At 63.4% G+C, this 18,435-nt stretch carries 16 protein-coding genes; 8 read left to right on the top strand and 8 right to left on the bottom strand.

Annotated elements, in window-relative coordinates; all coding sequences use genetic code 11:
* The coding region (locus WD006_RS05175) for a CaiB/BaiF CoA transferase family protein (protein ID WP_029307879.1) at positions 1 to 908 on the bottom strand (908 nt) is incomplete at its 3' end.
* 136 nt (positions 909 to 1,044) lie between these two features.
* Between WD006_RS05175 and WD006_RS05180 the strand changes: the two genes are divergently transcribed.
* The 3 genes from WD006_RS05180 (at position 1,045) to WD006_RS05190 (ending at position 5,206) form a co-directional block, all read left to right on the top strand.
* The gene (locus WD006_RS05180) at positions 1,045 to 1,938 is read left to right on the top strand and encodes a LysR family transcriptional regulator (RefSeq protein ID WP_011516488.1); all 894 of its coding nucleotides are present in this window, start codon (positions 1,045 to 1,047) and stop codon (positions 1,936 to 1,938) included.
* Between the two features lie 316 nt (positions 1,939 to 2,254).
* Complete coding sequence (locus tag WD006_RS05185) at positions 2,255 to 3,139, top strand: transporter (protein ID WP_224446092.1); 885 nt, start codon at positions 2,255 to 2,257, stop codon at positions 3,137 to 3,139.
* A gap of 402 nt (positions 3,140 to 3,541) precedes the next feature.
* On the top strand, positions 3,542 to 5,206 hold the full coding sequence (locus WD006_RS05190) for an ABC-F family ATP-binding cassette domain-containing protein (RefSeq protein WP_029307878.1): 1,665 nt from the start codon (positions 3,542 to 3,544) through the stop codon (positions 5,204 to 5,206).
* A 308-nt stretch (positions 5,207 to 5,514) separates the two neighbouring features.
* Here WD006_RS05190 and WD006_RS05195 read toward each other — a convergent pair whose 3' ends face one another.
* Positions 5,515 to 6,423: an alpha/beta fold hydrolase gene (locus WD006_RS05195; protein WP_011516492.1), complete on the bottom strand. Its 909-nt coding sequence runs from the start codon at positions 6,421 to 6,423 to the stop codon at positions 5,515 to 5,517.
* Positions 6,424 to 6,706: 283 nt separating this feature from the next.
* Here WD006_RS05195 and WD006_RS05200 point away from each other — a divergent pair, with 283 nt between their 5' ends.
* Entirely contained in the window at positions 6,707 to 7,363 is a 657-nt protein-coding gene (locus WD006_RS05200) for a hypothetical protein (RefSeq protein WP_011516493.1), read from the top strand.
* A gap of 45 nt (positions 7,364 to 7,408) precedes the next feature.
* Here WD006_RS05200 and WD006_RS05205 read toward each other — a convergent pair whose 3' ends face one another.
* Positions 7,409 to 9,001 (bottom strand): TerC family protein, encoded by a 1,593-nt coding sequence (locus tag WD006_RS05205; RefSeq protein ID WP_029307876.1) that lies wholly within the window; start codon positions 8,999 to 9,001, stop codon positions 7,409 to 7,411.
* A 231-nt stretch (positions 9,002 to 9,232) separates the two neighbouring features.
* Between WD006_RS05205 and WD006_RS05210 the strand changes: the two genes are divergently transcribed.
* Positions 9,233 to 9,667, top strand: a complete 435-nt coding sequence (locus WD006_RS05210; RefSeq protein ID WP_017514330.1) for a nuclear transport factor 2 family protein — start codon at positions 9,233 to 9,235, stop codon at positions 9,665 to 9,667.
* Between the two features lie 124 nt (positions 9,668 to 9,791).
* On the top strand, positions 9,792 to 10,814 hold the full coding sequence (locus WD006_RS05215; protein ID WP_029307875.1) for an alpha/beta hydrolase family protein: 1,023 nt from the start codon (positions 9,792 to 9,794) through the stop codon (positions 10,812 to 10,814).
* An 8-nt stretch (positions 10,815 to 10,822) separates the two neighbouring features.
* Here the strand turns inward: WD006_RS05215 and WD006_RS05220 are convergent, their stop codons facing one another.
* Positions 10,823 to 11,221 (bottom strand): DUF1801 domain-containing protein, encoded by a 399-nt coding sequence (locus WD006_RS05220; RefSeq protein ID WP_011516497.1) that lies wholly within the window; start codon positions 11,219 to 11,221, stop codon positions 10,823 to 10,825.
* 375 nt (positions 11,222 to 11,596) lie between these two features.
* Between WD006_RS05220 and WD006_RS05225 the strand changes: the two genes are divergently transcribed.
* The gene (locus tag WD006_RS05225) at positions 11,597 to 12,979 is read left to right on the top strand and encodes a glutamate decarboxylase (protein WP_011516498.1); all 1,383 of its coding nucleotides are present in this window, start codon (positions 11,597 to 11,599) and stop codon (positions 12,977 to 12,979) included.
* A 67-nt stretch (positions 12,980 to 13,046) separates the two neighbouring features.
* On the opposite strand, the gene WD006_RS05230 is transcribed toward WD006_RS05225, so the two are convergent.
* Entirely contained in the window at positions 13,047 to 13,931 is an 885-nt protein-coding gene (locus WD006_RS05230; protein ID WP_029307874.1) for a LysR family transcriptional regulator, read from the bottom strand.
* A gap of 136 nt (positions 13,932 to 14,067) precedes the next feature.
* Here WD006_RS05230 and argC point away from each other — a divergent pair, with 136 nt between their 5' ends.
* The gene (argC, locus tag WD006_RS05235) at positions 14,068 to 14,997 is read left to right on the top strand and encodes an N-acetyl-gamma-glutamyl-phosphate reductase (RefSeq protein WP_029307873.1); all 930 of its coding nucleotides are present in this window, start codon (positions 14,068 to 14,070) and stop codon (positions 14,995 to 14,997) included.
* A 141-nt stretch (positions 14,998 to 15,138) separates the two neighbouring features.
* Here argC and WD006_RS05240 read toward each other — a convergent pair whose 3' ends face one another.
* The 3 genes from WD006_RS05240 to WD006_RS05250 form a co-directional block, all read right to left on the bottom strand.
* A complete protein-coding gene (locus WD006_RS05240; protein WP_029307872.1) occupies positions 15,139 to 16,131 on the bottom strand; it encodes a Bug family tripartite tricarboxylate transporter substrate binding protein in 993 nt (330 codons plus the stop codon).
* A 112-nt stretch (positions 16,132 to 16,243) separates the two neighbouring features.
* Entirely contained in the window at positions 16,244 to 17,671 is a 1,428-nt protein-coding gene (locus WD006_RS05245; protein WP_011516502.1) for an amidase, read from the bottom strand.
* Between the two features lie 95 nt (positions 17,672 to 17,766).
* Positions 17,767 to 18,210 carry a hypothetical protein gene (locus WD006_RS05250; protein ID WP_011516503.1) on the bottom strand — a complete coding sequence of 148 codons (444 nt, stop codon included), beginning with the start codon at positions 18,208 to 18,210 and terminating at the stop codon, positions 17,767 to 17,769.
* Between the last annotated feature and the right edge of the window lie 225 nt (positions 18,211 to 18,435).

Genomic DNA, 18,435 nt, shown 5'->3' on the forward strand with positions numbered 1-18,435 from the left:
CGCTGCAGCCGCTCCCGTACCTCCGCGAGCAGTACGCCGCGATGGGCCGAGCGCGCCGTGTTGGTGGCAAAGCGTTCGTCATCGGCCCATTCGGGGCAGTCGATGACCTCGCGGCAGAAGCGCTGGAACTGTCCGTTGTTGCCGACCGTGATCACCAGCGGGCCATCGGCGGCCTCGAACACACCGTACGGCACGATGGACGGATGCGCATTGCCGAACTTGGGCGGATCGCCGGCCTTGAGCAAGGCTTCCATGCCGTAGTAGGACGTGATCATCACGCCGCAGTCGTAGAGCGCCATCTGCACGTGTCGGCCACGGCCGGTGGACTGGCGCGCAAACAGCGCAGCCAGGATCGCCTGGGCCGAATACATGCCCGTGAACATGTCGACCGCTGCCACGCCGAACTTCAGCGGCCCCTGCCCGGCCTCGCCGTTGGTAGCCATCACGCCGGACTCGCCCTGCACGACGAGGTCGTAGCCCGGACGTTCGGCTTCCGGCGTAAAGCGCGCATAACCGGAAATCGAGCAGTAGACCAGGCGCGGATTGATTTCGCTGAGCTGCTCGTAACCCAGGCCGAGCTTTTCCGCTCCGCCCACCTTGAAGTTCTGGATGACCACGTCGCACTGCGCAGCCAGTTGGCGTGCCAGCGCCAGACCGGCTTCGCTTTGCAGATCGAGTGTCACGGACCGCTTGTTGCGGTTCGCGCTATTGAAATAGGAGGTATTGCGCGTGCCGATGCGCACGCCCCAGTCTCGGGTGTCGTCGCCACGGGCGGGATGTTCCACCTTGATGACGTCCGCGCCCAGGTCGGCCAGCGCCATCGCGCACATCGGTCCTGCCAGGACACGTGACAGGTCCAGCACCCGCACACCGGCCAGCGGCAGCGATGCCATGTTTTCTTGCTTCATTGATTGCGTCTCCCCGCGTCCGGATCTGTGCCTGCAGGGAGGTCCGATTTTCTTTACCAGCGGTGATTGTCCATATGTTCCGAATGCTTGACAATTGCAACCGGTTTTCAACATATATGAATACTCAAGGTTGACAATGGACCTGAACGCGCTGGCATTGCTGGTCGAAATCATCGACGCCGGAAACCTGAGCCGAGCTGCAAACCAGCTCGGCATGAGCCGCGCCAATGTGAGCAAGCGGCTCAACCATTTCGAGCGGCAGTTGGGCGCCGAACTGCTGAGGCGCAGCACCCGGCAGCTCGAACCCACGGAACTGGGATGGCAGCTCTACGAACATGGCCGCGCGATCCGCCACGAGTTGATGGCGGCCCAGGAGTCGGTGCAGAGCCTGGGCAAGCGCCTGAGCGGCACGGTGCGGCTCAGCGTGCCAAGCGGATTCGGCCAGCACACCATGTCAGCCTGGTTTATCGAATTCATGACGATGTACCCGGCCATCACGCTCAACGTGATTTTCGATAATGACATCGAGGACCTGATCAAGGGCGCGGTGGACTTCTCCATCCGTGTCATGGCGGAAACGCCCGCCAATGCCGTGGCCCATAGCCTGGGCGATGTCGAGTACGTGGCCTGCGTCACGCCGGCGCTGGTAAGCCAATACGGTATGCCGCACACCCTCGACCAGTTTCGAGACCTGCCGCTGATCACGTCGGAACTGACTGGCCAGAAACTTCACGCCGCGGGCCGGGCGGGCGCGGCCGGCGGGACACGGCCTATCCGACCCCGCCTGATGTCGGCCAATTTCTTCTTCCTGCGCGACGCCATCCTTCAGGGCCTGGGCGTCGGCCTGGTGCCCCGCTACATGGTGGAGCGCGACCTCGCCGCCGGCACCTTGCTGCAGTTGCCCCTGCCTCCGCAGGACCTGGCGTTCCTGCGCACCACCATGTACCTGCTGTACATGCCGGCCCGCTACCAGACGCGTGCGTTTACGACTCTTGTCGCCTTCCTGCGCGACAAGGCTGCAGGCCGATGAGCCGAGTTGTTCACATGAGTGCAAGGGGCGGAACCCCGCTACGTTGAGCACGGCACAACTGCCTGCCCTCGTGGAGACGGCAACGCGCAAGTGGTCCGCGGTGATCAAGCAATCGAACGCCCGGGTGGATTGATTGCGCGGAAGATATCGTCGCTGACTATCTCGCCAGGCCGGGCATTCGATGGCGTTTGTGTGCATGGTGATCGCACGAGGCATGTGCTTCGCGGATCCAACGCGCCCGTGTTAGTCTCATTGCACTTTGATCCGTGAGGCCGTCGGCATGGTCTGCCCTGGACGCACCCTGGTCACCTTGTGGATGTGGCTTGCCCTGTGGTGCTGCACAATGCCGGCCCACGCGCAAGAACTCGAGCCACGCAGCTATTCTGCCGCACCTGTCGGGACAAACTTCCTCGCCGCTACCTATACCCGGCTCTCGGGGGATGTGCTCACTGATCCGTCGCTGCCCATCACCGATGTACGCTCCAGAATCAACATCTTCGGGGCGGGCTATGTGCACGTGTTTGATCTGGCCGGGCGGACTGCCTCGATCGGCCTGCTTGCACCCTTCGCGAGTGGCGACGTCAGTGGCAACGTGCTCGACGCGCCGACCGCGGTCCATCGGGCGGGGATCGGCGACGCGCGCGTGCGCTTGGCCATCAATCTCCTTGGCGGCCCCGCGCTGACACCGGCCGAGTTCATGAAACGGGCGCCGGACACCATGCTCGGTGCGAGCCTCACAGTGGTAGCACCTACCGGCCAGTACGATGCCTCCCGGCTGGTCAACGTTGGGACCCACCGCTGGGCCTTCAAGCCGGAAATCGGCCTGTCTCAGCCGATCGGCAACTGGTTTAGCGAATTGTCTGCCGGCGTGTGGCTGTTCGGCGACAACAACGCTTTTCTAGGCGACAAGCGGCGCGAGCAGTCGCCGCTCGGCGTGTTGCAGTGGCATGTCGGTTATCAGTTCCGGCCCGCCCTGTGGATCGCGGCAGACGCCGGCTTCTATAGCGGTGGCCGCACGTCGGTAAATGGCATCCCCAATGCAGATCGTCAGCAGAACTCACGCTATGGCGTCACGCTGTCCGTCCCGATCGTGCCTGGCTGGTCGGCCAAGCTGGCGGCATCGAAGGGCCTCATCACCCGGGCGGCAGGTGACTACACGGCAATCACGCTGGCGCTCCAATACCAGTGGATCAACCACTGAAGCGTCAAACCACCGAGAAGCAGGTCTGTCAGAGACGGCGGCAGCTTCGCGGTGAGCATCTGACCGACACCGGCCAGACTCAGCCATTGCTTTCAGGTCGGTGAGCGTCTGCTGTGCAGTCATGAACTGGCGCTGACTCGGGCTGCGGGCATTGAAATCATGGAAGGCATAGCATTTGTTCCGTAGAGGAGATCTCGATGCGGAAGATGTGTGAGCTATGGACCTCCAGAAGTCCCCAAGGGGGGGGGTAGATTTTGCCCTTCTCGAACATGGAAAATTCGCGTCAGAGAGTTTCCGCAATGTTCGCGTGCCCCGTCGCCGGAACGCCCGGCGCGGCCAGAAAAGCGACCGCCCTGCACGCCCGGTCGGCTATCATGCCTATCCTCTCCGAAGTAGCTCCCTATGATTTCCGTCCGTAATGTCACGCTGCGTCGTGGCGTCAATGTCGTACTTGACCGCGCATCCGTCACCTTCAACCCCGGCGAAAAGATCGGTCTTGTCGGCCGCAATGGCGCCGGCAAGTCATCCTTCTTCGGCCTTCTCAATGGCACGCTGCACGAAGACAGCGGCGAGTTCTCGATTCCCGCTGCATGGAAGATGGGCCAGGTCGCGCAGGAGATGCCAGAGACCGAGCAAAGCGCGACCGACTTCGTAGTCGAGGGTGACACCGCGCTGTTGGCCGCGCAGACCGAAGTCGCCGCCGCCGAGGCCAGCGACGACGGCATGCGCATGGCGCACGCCTACATGGCCCTGCACGACGCCGGTGCGCACGATGCCCCTGCCCGTGCCCAAGCGCTGATCCTGGGCCTTGGCTTCAGTGCTGCGCAGCTTAGTCAGCCGGTCAACAGTTTCTCCGGCGGCTGGCGCATGCGACTGCAACTGGCGCGCGCGCTCATGTGCCCGTCCGACCTGCTGCTGCTCGACGAGCCAACGAATCACCTCGACCTCGACGCGCTGGTCTGGCTGGAAGCCTGGCTCAAGCGCTATCAAGGAACCCTCGTAGTGATCAGCCACGACCGCGAGTTTCTCGATGCGGTGACGCAGGTGACGGTGCACGTCGACAACGCCCAGCTCGTGCGCTATGGCGGCAACTACAGCAAATTTGAAGACATGCGAGCTGAACAGCTCGTATTGCAGCAGGCCGCGATGGCCAAGCAGGCGGACAAGATCGCCCACCTGCAGAAATTCATCGACCGTTTCAAGGCCAAGGCCTCGAAGGCGAAGCAGGCGCAGAGCCGTGTCAAGGCGCTCGAACGCATGGAGAAGATCGCACCGGTGCTTGCCGAGGCAGAGTTCAACTTCGAGTTCAAGGAGCCGCTCAACGTCCCGAACCCGCTGCTGTCGATGCTGGACACGAGCTTCGGCTACCCGGCGCCAGCCGGCGCACTGCCGGGCACGCCGCCCACGGTCATCGTACGAGGCATCAACCGTTCCGTGCTGGCCGGGCAGCGCATCGGCATTCTCGGTGCCAACGGCCAGGGCAAGTCCACGCTGGTGAAGACGGTGGCGCATGCGCTGGCGCCGATCGCCGGCGAAATCAGCGAAGGCAAAGGCCTGAATATCGGCTACTTCGCGCAGCAGGAGCTCGACGTGCTGCGCCCGCTCGACACGCCGATGGAACACATGATCCGCCTTGCAAAGGGCACGCCGGCTCACATGCGCGCCCCCGGCCAGAGTGGAACCGAACAATCCCTTCGCACCTTCCTTGGCACCTTCAACTTCAGTGGCGACATGGTCCATCAGGCGGTCAGCACGATGAGCGGCGGCGAAAAGGCGCGGCTCGTGTTGTGCATGATCGTGTGGCAGCGCCCGAACCTGCTGCTGCTCGACGAGCCTACCAACCACCTCGACTTGGCCACACGCGAAGCGCTCGGCATGGCGCTCAACGAATTCGAAGGCACTGTGATGTTGGTCAGTCACGACCGCGCTCTGCTGCGCGCCGTATGTGACGAGTTCTGGCTGGTCACCAAGGGCGGCGTCGAGCCCTTCGACGGCGATCTGGACGATTACCAGCAGTTTTTGCGCGACGAAGCCCGTCGCATACGCGAACAGGCTGCCGCAGCGTAGACGCACATCGGCTGAAGTGGGCCAATGGGAACGCGTGCCCTTCACAGGATTCAGCGCAAAGGGAACCATTGAGGGCCTCGAGACTGATTCGAACTCGGACGTCGAGATCAATCACGGGGTTCGCTGTTCGAATCCAATAGGGAACGTCTGCGGGGCGCAGTGATTGAGCGACGGCAGTGGGGTTGGAAGTTGCCGTTGCCATTGCCGTTGCCATTGCCGCCGCCTGACTCGAACGCGGAGAGCGCCGCCGTTCACCCGCCCCACCTCTATTGCAGTTCAGCTGCATCAGGACGCCAGCGATCTTCTGGCTATTGTCCGAGGAAATCGACGATCGCGCCCACTGTGGCCTGTGGTTGTTCTTCCATCAGCCAATGCCCGGCATTCGGAATGACTAGTTCTTTCACGTTGGTGGCCGCATTGCGCATGACGATCGCTTCGTTCTGGCCAAAGGACTTCGCGCCGCCAATCGCCAGTACTGGCATGGTCAGCTTGGTCGCCAGCGATTTCTGATTGTCCTCGGCGTCTTGCGGAATTGAGAGGAATTGCGCGAACGCTGAATGCATCGCGCCCGGCTTGGCATAGAGCCTGGAATAGTGAACCCGTGTGGCTTCATCGATCTTCGAAGGGTCTCCGGCGAACTCGTTCCAGAACCTGTCCAGGTAGATGCGTTCCCGGCCTTTTACCAGCCGCTCCGCATCCGGGCCGCCGAAGGAGAAATGCCAGAGCGCTGGCATTCGGACGATCTGTTCCCACGGCGGGACTCCTGGCACTGGCGCGTCCATGACGATCAGCCTTTTCGTTTTGTCCGGGTAGCGCGCCGCATAGGCATAGGCGACCATCGTGCCGATGTCGTGGCCGACCACGTCCGCTTGGTCGATGTTCAGTTGCGCCAGCACCGACCGGATGTCCCCAGCCTGTGTGCGCTTGTCGTAGCCGCCGTCAGGATGCGATGACAGCCCCATTCCGCGCAGATCCGGCACCACCACCGTATGGGTGCGCGCCAGTTCGGCGGCCAGTGGCGCCCACATGTCCCCTGTATCGCCAAAACCGTGCAGCAGGACCACGGCAGGCCCGCTGCCACCCACCCGCACATACAGCGTCGCGCCCTCGGTCTGGATATTCTGGTGCCGGAAACCTGGCGGAAATGGCTTCACCTGTGCTTGCAACGGCTGGACCATGGCAAGCATGAATACGACGGCTGCAAGGAGTCTTCGCATGTTTTTCTCCGGGGGCGGGAGTGGCCGGTGTCGGAAAGTCACGGTTATCGGATCGCCTGAATGGCTTCGCTTCGCACGAGCCCCCTGAAGCGTAGTGCAAGTCGCGCACAACGCAAGGCGCTGCCGCGCCTGATGTTGGATGTCGATGCATGAACCAATCGGCTTCACGCCTGCCTGCTGACGGCCTGCTCCCTGGAGAACCGGCGAGCACTGCTGATACCATGACGACCCGAAGACGCCGACACGTCAGAAGCGTCAAAAGAACAACGCCAATTCCTGTCAGATGCACCTACTTCGATCTGCCGCGCTGGCCACCGCCCTGCTCTCCCTGATGGCCTGCACGACCCGGCCGTTCCAACCGTCGCCGCCCCTGTACACCCTGTGGGCCAAGCCGGGGGTGAATGAGGCAGGCGTGCGCAGCGCCATGCTCGGCTGCGGATTCGTTCACGCAGGCCATGTCGACGGCACCACGATGACTAGCGACGACTATGCGCGCGCGCAGCTTTGCATGATCGACAATGGGTTCGTCTATCAAGACAGGCGCATCGTCTGCACGGACAGTCCAGATCTGCCGGCCTGCGCCAATGTGCCGCGTGGCAAAACCTTCGGTACCGACCCGGACTTCGACCCCACGCTGCTCAAACGTCGCCCATCCCGCCCACCCGCATATACGTACTGGAGCCGCCCCGGTACCGATACCGAAGGCGTCAAGCGCGCCATGGCGGCGTGCGGCTACTCAACGGTTATCGAGCCCATCAACACAATGCTGCTGAACGATATCGCGGCGGCCGAGCTTTGCATGATCGACAAGCAGTTCACCTATGCGCTTCCGGCCAACGCCCTGCTTTGCAAGAACCCGCCGGCGCTGCCTGCCTGCAGGAATCGCGTCATTGATGCCGTGCGCTGCTGCGCGCCACCGAAAGCCGCAGGGCAACGCTGAACTAAGGGCGCCAACCGTGCCGCCGGCGGTATCCGGCAGGTGCGCTCAGGCACCCGAGTCAATCGGCGCGCCCTCGGCATCGGCGGTAGCCATTCCCACGGCCTGAACGTCGACGCGCTCGATCCGGCGATCGCTCACCTCCGTGACCGTGAAACGATAGCCCTCCAGATCGAGCGTCATCCGTGGTTTCGGCACCATGCCGAAGTGTTCGAGCAGCAAGCCACCCAGCGATGCGGCGCCTTTCGCCGAACTCACCCAGGCGGGGTCCAGGCCGAGTGCCTGCGCCACGCCGTGCAGATCCGCTGCGCCATCCATGAGCCAGTGCCCTTCGTCGATCTTCGTGATCGTGGCGGTCTCGTCCTCGTCGGGAAACTCTCCCGCAATGGCTTCGAGGATGTCGATCGGTGTCACCAGCCCAACGATCGCGCCATACTCGTCCGCCACCAGCACCAGACGGCCGCGCGAATGCGAGTCCTTCAGCGTATCGATCAAACGCAGGATATTGATCGACTCGTGGACCACGATCGGCTCGCGCAGGCTCTGTGTCTCGTCGATGGCGCCCTTGTCGAACAGGTCTCCGAGCGCATCCTTGCCGCGCACGACGCCAATCACGTTGTCCAGTTCGCCGCGGCATACCGGGAAGAAACTGTGCGGGTCATCAAGAATCTGTTTGCGCAGCGTTCCGCCATCGGCGTTCACGTCCAGATATGAGATATCGGCGCGCGGCGTCATCAGGGAGTGGACGGATCGTTCGGCCAGGGTCATCACGCCACTCACCATGCTGCGCTCTTCCGGCGCGAACGGCAGCGGTTCATCCCGCTTCACGGCCCCGCCTTCTGGCGTCTCCGATGCATTGGCGCGCCGGTCGCCGAGCAGGCGCAATACGGCATCGGCTGTCCTCTGCCGCATCGGCACCCGCGCCATATGACGCAGAAAGTTGCGCTGCGCGACCTGGTTGAATGCCTCGATCAGCACCGAGAATCCGATCGCCGAATACAGGTAGCCCTTCGGAATATGGAAGCCGAGCCCCTCCGCCACCAGGCTCATGCCGATCATCAGCAGGAAGCTGAGACACAGCACCACCACCGTCGGGTGCGCATTCACGAATCGGGTCAGCGGCTTGGAAGCAATCAGCATGACGCCGACCGCGATCACGACGGCGGCCATCATCACGCCGAGATGGTCGGCCACCCCCACCGCAGTGATTACTGCGTCCAGCGAGAACACCGCGTCGAGAATCACGATCTGGGTTACTACCACCCAGAAGCCGGCGTACTCGGTCTTGCCCCCCTCCATATGTGGCATGCCCTCCAGCCGCTCATGAAGCTCGAGCGTGGCCTTGAGCAACAGGAAGAAGCCGCCTACCGCCAGGATCAGGTCCCGGGCCGACATCGAGAGCGGCCCAATGGAGAACAGCGGCCGGGTGAGCGTGATGAGCCACGACATCACCGACAGCAAGCCAAGCCGCATGAACATCGCCAGCGACAGGCCAACCACCCGCGCCTTGTCGCGCTGGCTCGGCGGCAGTTTGTCCGCGAGAATCGCCACGAAGATAAGGTTGTCGATGCCGAGGACGATCTCGAGCACGACCAGCGTGACCAGTCCGATCCAGATCGAGGGGTCGGTCAACCATTCCATGACAGGATTTCACGTGGGGAAACGTGCACTGTAGCCGGAAATGACAGGCTGCCACAGCACGGCAGCCGTGAGCCCACGTTGACTCTCGGGCGACTTGACCATCCCTCGATAACCGATGGAAGTATCTAAACCGGACATGGCACCACACTGCGTCGTCGTGTACTATGCAACCAGTTGCATAGTACACGACCGTATCCAACCGGAGACGGCGCCACCATGAGGAGACACGACATGAATGCAGCGGGACTTTCCCCGGCAGCCGCAAAGACGCTGGCAACCTGGCATGACCTTCTGGCACGCAACGCCATGGAGGAGCTCGATCCCCTGCTGTCCGACAGCATCGTGTTTCGCTCGCCGGTCGCGCATACACCTTACCCGGGCCGTGCCGCGATCAAGCTGGTCCTGAAAACCGTCAACACGGTATTCAAGAACTTCACCTATCACCGCACGTTCGCCACGGCGGACGGGCTGGGCGTGGTGCTTGAATTCAGCGCCGAGGTCGACGGCAAGGCGCTCAAGGGCATCGACATGCTGCGTTTCGACCAGGCGGGCAAGATCGAGGAATTCGAGGTGATGGTGCGTCCGATGTCGGGCCTGCAGGCGCTCGGCGCGGCCATGGGCGCCAAGCTGGCTAGCCAGAAGCAAGTATTGGCCGGACAAGACTGACAGGTCGCTGGCAATTGCTGAGGCAAGGGGCCCCTCGGCACTGAGTTTCGGCAAGACGCCAGCCTTGCCAGCGGCTATGCTTCGGGCACCGGGATGGCGCCTCCCGCCGACGACGAGGATTCGAATGCATAGGTTTCGCTGGGCCGGCCTGCTGCTGGCATTGCTGTGCGGGATTGCTCATGCCTCGATGGGGCTGACCGAATTGCCGGCTAGCGGGGATGACGGCCCAGTGACCGTGTATTACCCCTCGAACGACGCGAGCCACCCGGTAAAGCGTGGGCGATTCCTGCTCGATGTCGCGGTGGAAGGCCACCCTGTGGCGGGCAACGGCAGGCTGATTGTGATCTCGCACGGTTCGGGTGGCGCGCCGTGGGTCCATGCCGACCTCGCGCGAAACCTGGTCGACGCGGGATACATCGTTGCCATGCCGCTGCACAAGGCCGACAACTATCTGGATAGCAGCGATCCCGGCCCCGACAGTTGGACCATCCGGCCCGCCGAAGTATCGCGCGCCATCGACGCGATGGGTCGGGACGCGCGATTCGCGTCGATGCTTCGGTTGGACAAGGTCGGCATGTTCGGGATATCCGCAGGTGGCCATACCGCGCTGAGCCTGGCGGGAGGACGCTGGTCACCGGCACGGTTCATGCAGCATTGCGACGCCCATATCGCAGAGGATTTCCAGACCTGCGTCGGGTTGATCACAAGACTGACGGGCGGCCCGCTGGACGGCGTGAAAGAGTGGCTGGCCCTGCGCGTGATTCACCACCGTTTTGATGACGACACCCCACGTGCCACCTCCGATCCACGCATCGCGGCAGTGGTGGCCGGCGTGCCCGCCGCTGCGGATTTCGACATGGATTCCCTGGCGCGGCCGGCCGTACCCCTTGGCCTGGTCACAGCCGAGCAGGACCGCTGGCTGATTCCGCGCTTCCACGCGGACCGGGTACTGGCGGTCTGCCAGACCTGCGAGCATGTCGCCGACATGCCCACGGGCGGGCACGGCGCGTTGCTGTCGCCGCACCCGCCGGGTCTGACCGGACTCCTGGGCGATCTGCTCAACGATCCCCCCGGCTTCGATCGCGCCGAGGTTGCCGAAGTCCATCGCAAGATCGTCGCGTTCTTTGGGCGACACCTGCTGCCATAACGCAGTGACTACTTGCGGGATTTCGACTGGTTGAGCACAACGGCAGCCTGGATAAGCGCTTTCAGCGAAGGCTCGTCGATCTCCTCTCCCTCATGAAAGTCGATCGCACGCCGCGTGTTGCCTTCGAGACTGGAATTGAAAAGCCCCGCTGGGTCTTCCAGCGACGCCCCCTTGGCAAAGGTCATTTTCACGACGTTCTTGTAGGTCTCACCCGTGCAGAGAATGCCGGCGTGCGACCACACCGGCACGCCCCGCCATTTCCATTCCTCGATCACCTCGGGATCGGCGGCCTTCACCACCGCGCGTAGCCGCGCCAGCATCGCGCCGCGCCAGTCACCCAGTTCCTGGATCCTCCCGTCGATCAATCGGGAAGCCGACTCGCTCTCTCGCGGTTCGCTCTTTGTCATCCAAGTTTCTCCTCGAAAACACGCCTCGGTAATACGGCAGATTCGGGCATGTCAGGCAGTCGAATTACGCACACCGGGTACCTGTCTGACAGCGGAGTCGAGTATAGCTTTCCCATCACCGCTGACCACGTCGTGCGACAGTGATTTTGTGCGCCCGTATTGGCCTAAAGCACAATGATTTGTCGGGGGCTTCGCTCCTATACTCGTGTCGAGCCGCGTGCCCGGGGTACGTCCACGGAACGCGGCGCCGCAGCCGGCGCCTGCCCTTCCCTCCCGCGCTTTCCGCACCCGTTCGTCTTCCTGTTCGGTGCCTTCGCGCCGTGACCGGGTATCGGGTCGCCGGTTCTCGCCATGTCAACGTTACGAGGGGTATCCATGAGCGACATGCAAGAGCACAAGGTCACACCGTACGACCAATTCAACTACGAGGTGCCTGAAAACGTCTTCCCGCGCGAAGGCATCTCGGCGAATGCAGCGGCCGCGATCGTGATCAGTGACGAATGGACCGACACCAACCCCATGCTCAACATGTCGTCGTTCGTCACCACGTTCGCGGAACCGGAAGCCCGGGAAGTCGCCGCGCGCAATATCTTCAAGAACTATATCGACCACGACATGTATCCGCGGCTCTTCGCCATGGAAGGCCGCATGGTGCGCTGGCTGCATGAACTGTGGAACGGTCCGAAGGGCGTGGAGCCGTACGGCACGTGTACGGTAGGCTCATCCGAAGCCTGCATGCTCGGGGGCCTGGCGCACAAGTGGAACTGGCGCCAGCGCCGCCAGGCCGAAGGCAAGGATGCCACCCGCCCGAACATGGTGACGGGCGGCAACGTGCAGATCGTGTGGAAGAAGTTTCTGCGCTACTTCGACGTCGAGCCGCGCATCGTGCCGCTGAAGCCGGGCAACTACTGCCTGACCGCCGAAGACCTGGACAAGTACGTCGATGAGAACACGATCTGCGTCGTGGCCATCGCCGGGCAGACCTTCACGGGCGAGGATGACGACATCCAGGGCATTCACGACTGGCTCGATGCCTACGAGAAGCGCACGGGCATCTCGATCCCCATGCATATCGACGGCGCCTCCGGCGGCTTCGTCAACCCGTTCCTCTACCCCGACTACAAGTGGGACTTCCGCCTGCCGCGCGTGCAGTCGATCAACGCCTCGGGCCACAAGTACGGGCTGACGCCGCCGGGCCTCGGCTGGGTGGTGTTCCGCGAACGCAAGATCTTCAACGAGGAACTGGTGTTCTACGTGAACTACCTGGGCGGAGAAATGCCCACGGCCACGCTCAACTTCAGCCGCAACGCATTCCAGGTGGCCGTGCAGTACTACCAGTTCCTGCGGCTCGGGTTCGACGGCTACAAACGCGTGATGCAGCACACGCTGGACAACGCGATCTTCCTGCGCCAGCAGCTCGTCGACAGCGGGTACTTCGACATCATGAACACCACGCAGCGCATTCCGGTGGTGGCAGTGACGCTGAACAAGAAGTACAAGAACTTCAACGAGTTCGATGTCTCCAACAAGGTCCGCGAGAAAGGCTGGGTGCTGTCCGCGTACACGATGCCGCCCAACGCCGAATCGGTCACGAGCCTGCGCGTGGTGGTGCGTCCGCATGTGAACCACAACGTGGCGCAACTGCTTGCCAACGATATCATTAACGCCTGCAAGTTCCTCGAGGCCAACGGTGGCAACGCCAAGCCTCCCGCATTGCACAAACATGCCGAAGCGCAATCGACGTCGTTGAAGTGCTGATGAGTGGATGACTGGCCGGCCGAGGGCACGCAATGCCCTCGGCCGGCTTTTTCTTTTTTGGCAACGCCTACGCCAACCGCAGATCCCGCAACATATCAAGCACGTGTTGCGTGGAACGCTCAACGTACCCCGCACGATGCGCAATACCGAGCCGACGCCACAACGCCGGGCGCAGCGGACGCATGACAATGCGCTTGTCGGGCGATGGCGCCGTCTCCTCAAGGGGTAGTAGCGAGGCACCGTAGCCGGCCGCCACCAGACTCTTGATCGCGTCGTTGTAGTTGAGCTGAATGCGGGGCGCGGGATGATACCCCGCAGTCGCGAACCACTCCGTAGTCAGACGTGAAAGTCGCGTGGTCGCGTCATTGAGAATGAGAGGTTGGGCGGCGAGCCATTCAGGCGTGACGCGTGCTGGGCACTCCCAATGCGCCGGCAAGAAAGCCATCACGGGTTCGCGGCGCCAAGGCTTGATCACGAGTCCGGCTACCGGCGGCTGCGGCAGTGCAACCAGCCCAACGTCCAGCGTCCCATCCGCCAGTCGGGACAACGTTTCATGTGAAGTCAGCACCGCCACCTGTATGTCGATCGCGGGATGGTGCTGGCGCAGCCCTTCGAGCGCTTGCGGCAACAGGTGCGCGATCGCGCCCGTCGACGCGCCGAGCCGCACTCGCCCTTCCAGCCCCTGCACCTGGCGTTGAATATCGTCCAGCGCCCGCTCCGCATCGGCCAGCAGCCGGCGTGCGCGCTCCACCAGCACCTCCCCTATTGCCGACGGCCTGACTTGCCCCCGCTTGCGCGACAGGAGTGGAGCGCCAATGCGGGCTTCGAGTTCAGCGATATGGAGGCTGACCGTTGGCGGCGCCAGATGCAACGCACGCGCCGCATCGGCAAACGAGCCGCGGTCTGCAATGGCGACCAGAGTGCGCAAACGGTCCAGGCTGATCTCTCGCATGTCGGCGTCCTGATTCAGAAAAACTGAATGTCTATGTTATGAAATTCAACTTTCTCTATTGTAGCTATCCACGGAATATAGGGGCTCGCTCTTCGTTCTACTGCCTCCAACCCAAAGTCAGCGGAGTATTTCACCCATGAGCTCTCCTATTGTTTTCATCGACGGCGACCAAGGCACCACTGGGTTGCTCATCCACGAACGGCTGCGTAACCGGACCGATATCAGACTGATCACGCTTGCTGCCGCGGAGCGCAAGGATTTGCAGCGACGCGCGGAAGCCATCAACGCCTGCGACATCGCCATCCTCTGCTTGCCGGATGCCGCCGCGCGCGAGGCTGTGGCCACGATTGTCAATCCTGCGGTTCGCGTCATCGACGCAAGCTCCGCGCACCGTACACAGCCGGACTGGACTTACGGGTTTCCTGAGATGGCGCCGGGGCAGGCTGAAAAAATTGCAAACGCGCGCCGGGTCACCAATCCCGGTTGCTATCCGACCGGTGCGATTGGCCTGCTGCGTCCGTTGGTGCAGGCTGGGCTCATCCCGGGCGATTACCCCATCAGCATTCATGCGGTATCCGGCTACTCCGGACGGGGACGCGCCGGCGTGGAGGAATACGAGGGACCGGGAGCCGCCAGCGCGCCTTCCTACCAGGTATATGGCCTGGAACTCGCGCACAAGCACACGCCGGAGATCCAGCAGCACGTCGGGCTCGCGCAACCGCCTATTTTCGTCCCCGCATACGGCGCGTTCCGCCAGGGCATCGTGCTGACTGTGCCGCTGGCGTTGCGGCTGCTGGCACCCGGCGTGGATGGCGCCACGTTACACGCCTGCCTCGCGCGCCACTATGCCGAGGCAGACCACGTGCAGGTCTTGCCGCTGTCAGAATCGTCCGCCGTGAAGCACCTGGACCCGCAATTGCTGAATGGCACGAACGACATGCGCCTGAGCGTATTTCCTGGCACGGAGCACGGGCACGTTCTCCTGTCCGCCGTTTTCGACAACCTCGGCAAGGGCGCATCCGGCGCTGCGATTCAAAACCTGAACCTGATGCTCGCGTCGCGATAGTTGCCATTGGGCTGAAATGACAGACGGCCACGTCCAGATACCAGCGCATGGTTGCGCGGATCTGTTCGTGGCCGTCATGCGCGGGACACAAGCAGGCGATGAAACGCCCTAGCGTTCATGGCCCCCAAGCAGTGGCTGGCATCAGTCCTCTGCCACGAACCCGGTCGACTCGACGATCGGCTTCCATGCCGCGCGTTCTGTCTGGATGCGCTTGCGCGCGGCCTCGCCGGATTGGGCGTTCACCTCAAGCCCCAGCGTCTCCAGCTTGGCCGCGCTCGACGCATTGGTCGATGCCTGGAGGAACGCCTTTTCGAGCTTGGCCTGCTCTGCGGCGGGCGTGCCAGCGGGCACGAAGGCGCCGTACCAGCTCGTCGCGAATTCGTACTGGTTGATGCCCTGCTCCTTCATCGTCGGCACTTCGGGCAACGCCTTGGCACGTCGTGTGCCGCTCACGCCCAGAAGCTGAATCTTGCCGCCCTTGTACAGCGACATCATGCTGGCCACCGCATCCCAGCCGATCGACACATTGCCGCTGATCACGTCCACCAGCATCGGCGATGCGCCACGGTATGGCGTGGGCGTGATGGCGACGCCCGATGCCTTGCCCAGCGCCACCGTGCCAAGGTGGCCCGCGCTGCCGATCGTGGCCAGGCCCAGACTGGCCCTGGACGGATGCTGCTTGGCCCAGTCCAGGAATTCCTTCATGTTCTTGTACGGCTGCTGCACGCCTGCTGCCACGGCGGTCGGCACGTCAGTTAGCACCGCCACGGGCACGAGGTCCTTGTCGGCGTCGTAGCTGAGCTTCTTGTACGTGAGCGGGAAGATCGTGAACAGTGGCGACGGGCCGATGAAGATCGTCTTGCCATCGGGCTTCGACCGCTTGACGTAGTCGAGCGCCAGCCGTGCAGATGCGCCCGGGCGGTTCTCCACGATCACCGTGCCCTGCCCGTCCTGACGGAGTTGCTCGGCGTAGATCCGGGCCAGACTGTCGGCGGCACCGCCCGGCGCGTAGCCAACGATGATGTGCATCGGCGCATCGTCCGCGGCGGATGCTGGCGCGGCAACGATCATGAGGCCGCTGAACGCGGTGCCAAGCAGCCAAGTCAGGCGGCCGGAATGAAACTTGACGGTCATGAGGAAAGTCCTGTGGTGAAAGCGGGAAGCCTGGGAAGGGGCAAGCAAAGGGTGGTGATGTCGGCGTCGATCTCGATATTGAGATCGGTATCGGCATCGGCATCACGTAGCGTCACAGCGACGGCCACCGGTCGAGGAAGCCGTGGGCCGATTCGAACAATGCGGCGCAACGCAGCAGTTCCGTGTCGCGGCGGAACCGTCCAACCAGTTGCAGCCCGATCGGCAGATCGTCGCTGCCGAAGCCACACGGCAGGCTGATCGCGGGATGGCCGGTCATGTTGAATGGCATCGTCCACGGAAACCAGTTCGCGCGCACGTTCTCGTGTACATGCCCGTCGATCTCGATCGTGCCGAACAGATCCTGGTCGATCGGCAGCGCGGTGCGCATGATGGTCGGCATCGCCAGCAGGTCGGCGCGCTCGAGCAACGCCTGCACGCGCTGGAACAGCCGCGAACGGTCAAACATCGCCTGCTGGTACGCCACGCCGCTGACTTGCGCGGCCGACTCCACCTGACGTACGAACGTTGCGCTCAGTTCGTCGCGATGACGCTCGACGATCTCGACGAAGCGCGTGCGCCAGACGGTGTGGTTGATCGCGCGCCAAAGCGGCTCGATATCGTTGAAGCCGTCGCCATCGAACGGCTCTAGCTCCGCGCCGAGCCCGGCTAGCGCGGCCAGCCCCCGCTCGAACGCGCGTGCCACATCCGCCGCCACTGGGCGGCCCGGCGGCGCCAGGCAATAGAGGATGCGCTTGCCACGCAGATCGCCCTGGGCGCGCGCGGCATCGACATAGTCGGCCTTCGGCACGCCGATCGACCACGGGTCGCAGGCGTGCTCGCCCGCCATCGCCGCCATCATCAGGCCAGTATCGGCAACGGTGCGCGTGGTGGGGGTGACATAGGTCTGGTTGCCGTACAGGTCCTGCGCCTGGCTATGTGGAATCACACCGTTGCTTTGCTTGATGCCGACCACACCGTTACAGGCAGCCGGAATCCGCGTGGACCCACCGCCGTCGGTGGCGACAGCCAGTGGCGCGATGCCGCTGGCCACCGCCACGGCCGCACCGCCGCTGGAGCCGCCACTGGTCCGTTGCGCGCTCCACGCGTTACGTGTGCGCCCGAACAGCGGCGAATCGGTCAGGCACTTGGAGCCAAACTCGGGCGTGGTGGTCTTGCCGATCAGGATGGCGCCCTGTTCGCGCAGGCGGGCCACCGCGACGGCGTCCTGCTGCGGCACGTTGTCCCGCAACGGCGCCGCGCCGAAAGTCGTGCGCACGCCTTGCGTGTTGACGATGTCCTTGACCGTGAACGGCACGCCGTGGAGCAAGCCGAGTGGCCCGCCCGCCATGACCAATCGTTCTGCCTGGCGGGCCGATTCCATCGCCCGCTCGGCGTCGATCGTGATGAAGCAGTTCAGTTCAGGTTGAAGGCGCTCCGCGCGCGCCAGGACTGCGGAAGTGATGTCTACCGGGGAGACACGTTTGTGCCGGATGGCGTCGGCCAACTCGGTGGCCGACAGAAAGCAGAGGGACTCGCTCATTGTTTCGTGTAAGGCAACGTCAAGAACTGCAGCAACTTGCGCAGTCTGCCATGAGCGATACGGCAGGAGAAGCCGGGTAACCCCGCTGGCGCGGCTCAGCGATGCATGGCTCCCCCTCCATGGAAGCCACCCGGCGCCGCGCCGCCATGGAACCCGCCAGGCGCTCCACCGTGCACGACGCGACCGCCCCGCACGATCACGCCGCGACTGGGAAAGAACACATGGTGCATGACGTGCGGGCGATGATGGTGGTCGATGAAAATCACGCCGGCGAACCCCACATACGGCGTCCAGTACCACGGGTCGTAGTAATAGTCCCCGCCGCCATAGCCCACACTGCTGCTATCCACCATCTGCCACGTGCCATCGGGCTGCAGGCAGGCCACTCCCGCGATGGTCTGCATCACGCCGCCGATTTCGGCCTGCCCAACCACCTGCTGGCACATCGTCGACATGTCCTGCGCCCATGCGCCACCAACGCCACCGCCCAGGCCGAGTCCGGCGATTGCCGCTGCCACGGCCGCCAATCCCTTGCCCATGATCCTCACCCCGACTTCACCATCCCGACGTCACGACACGCGGTTGCGCATCACGCGGCACATCGGTTTGCCTGCGAGAGCGCGGCGGGACGTCATCGACCGCACGGCCTTCCCGCATGATGTAAACCACCCCCAGAACCACTTTATTCCACGCCAGTCGATGTTTGTAGCCGGCCCGCCGGATTTGGATTCCCGACGCCGCTTGCCTACCATGAATCAGCCCAA

The sequence above is a fragment of the Cupriavidus sp. Met-2 genome (assembly GCF_049843575.1).
Classification (GTDB): domain Bacteria; phylum Pseudomonadota; class Gammaproteobacteria; order Burkholderiales; family Burkholderiaceae; genus Cupriavidus; species Cupriavidus metallidurans.

Bases quoted from the DNA above. Each gene is read 5' to 3' on its own strand.
- WD006_RS05180 (WP_011516488.1), top strand. From the start codon at position 1,045: ATGGACCTGAACGCGCTGGCATTGCTGGTCGAAATCATCGACGCCGGA.
- WD006_RS05185 (WP_224446092.1), top strand. From the start codon at position 2,255: ATGTGGCTTGCCCTGTGGTGCTGCACAATGCCGGCCCACGCGCAAGAA.
- WD006_RS05190 (WP_029307878.1), top strand. From the start codon at position 3,542: ATGATTTCCGTCCGTAATGTCACGCTGCGTCGTGGCGTCAATGTCGTA.
- WD006_RS05195 (WP_011516492.1), bottom strand. From the start codon at position 6,423: ATGCGAAGACTCCTTGCAGCCGTCGTATTCATGCTTGCCATGGTCCAG.
- WD006_RS05200 (WP_011516493.1), top strand. From the start codon at position 6,707: ATGCACCTACTTCGATCTGCCGCGCTGGCCACCGCCCTGCTCTCCCTG.
- WD006_RS05205 (WP_029307876.1), bottom strand. From the start codon at position 9,001: ATGGAATGGTTGACCGACCCCTCGATCTGGATCGGACTGGTCACGCTG.
- WD006_RS05210 (WP_017514330.1), top strand. From the start codon at position 9,233: ATGAATGCAGCGGGACTTTCCCCGGCAGCCGCAAAGACGCTGGCAACC.
- WD006_RS05215 (WP_029307875.1), top strand. From the start codon at position 9,792: ATGCATAGGTTTCGCTGGGCCGGCCTGCTGCTGGCATTGCTGTGCGGG.
- WD006_RS05220 (WP_011516497.1), bottom strand. From the start codon at position 11,221: ATGACAAAGAGCGAACCGCGAGAGAGCGAGTCGGCTTCCCGATTGATC.
- WD006_RS05225 (WP_011516498.1), top strand. From the start codon at position 11,597: ATGAGCGACATGCAAGAGCACAAGGTCACACCGTACGACCAATTCAAC.
- WD006_RS05230 (WP_029307874.1), bottom strand. From the start codon at position 13,931: ATGCGAGAGATCAGCCTGGACCGTTTGCGCACTCTGGTCGCCATTGCA.
- argC (WP_029307873.1), top strand. From the start codon at position 14,068: ATGAGCTCTCCTATTGTTTTCATCGACGGCGACCAAGGCACCACTGGG.
- WD006_RS05240 (WP_029307872.1), bottom strand. From the start codon at position 16,131: ATGACCGTCAAGTTTCATTCCGGCCGCCTGACTTGGCTGCTTGGCACC.
- WD006_RS05245 (WP_011516502.1), bottom strand. From the start codon at position 17,671: ATGAGCGAGTCCCTCTGCTTTCTGTCGGCCACCGAGTTGGCCGACGCC.
- WD006_RS05250 (WP_011516503.1), bottom strand. From the start codon at position 18,210: ATGGGCAAGGGATTGGCGGCCGTGGCAGCGGCAATCGCCGGACTCGGC.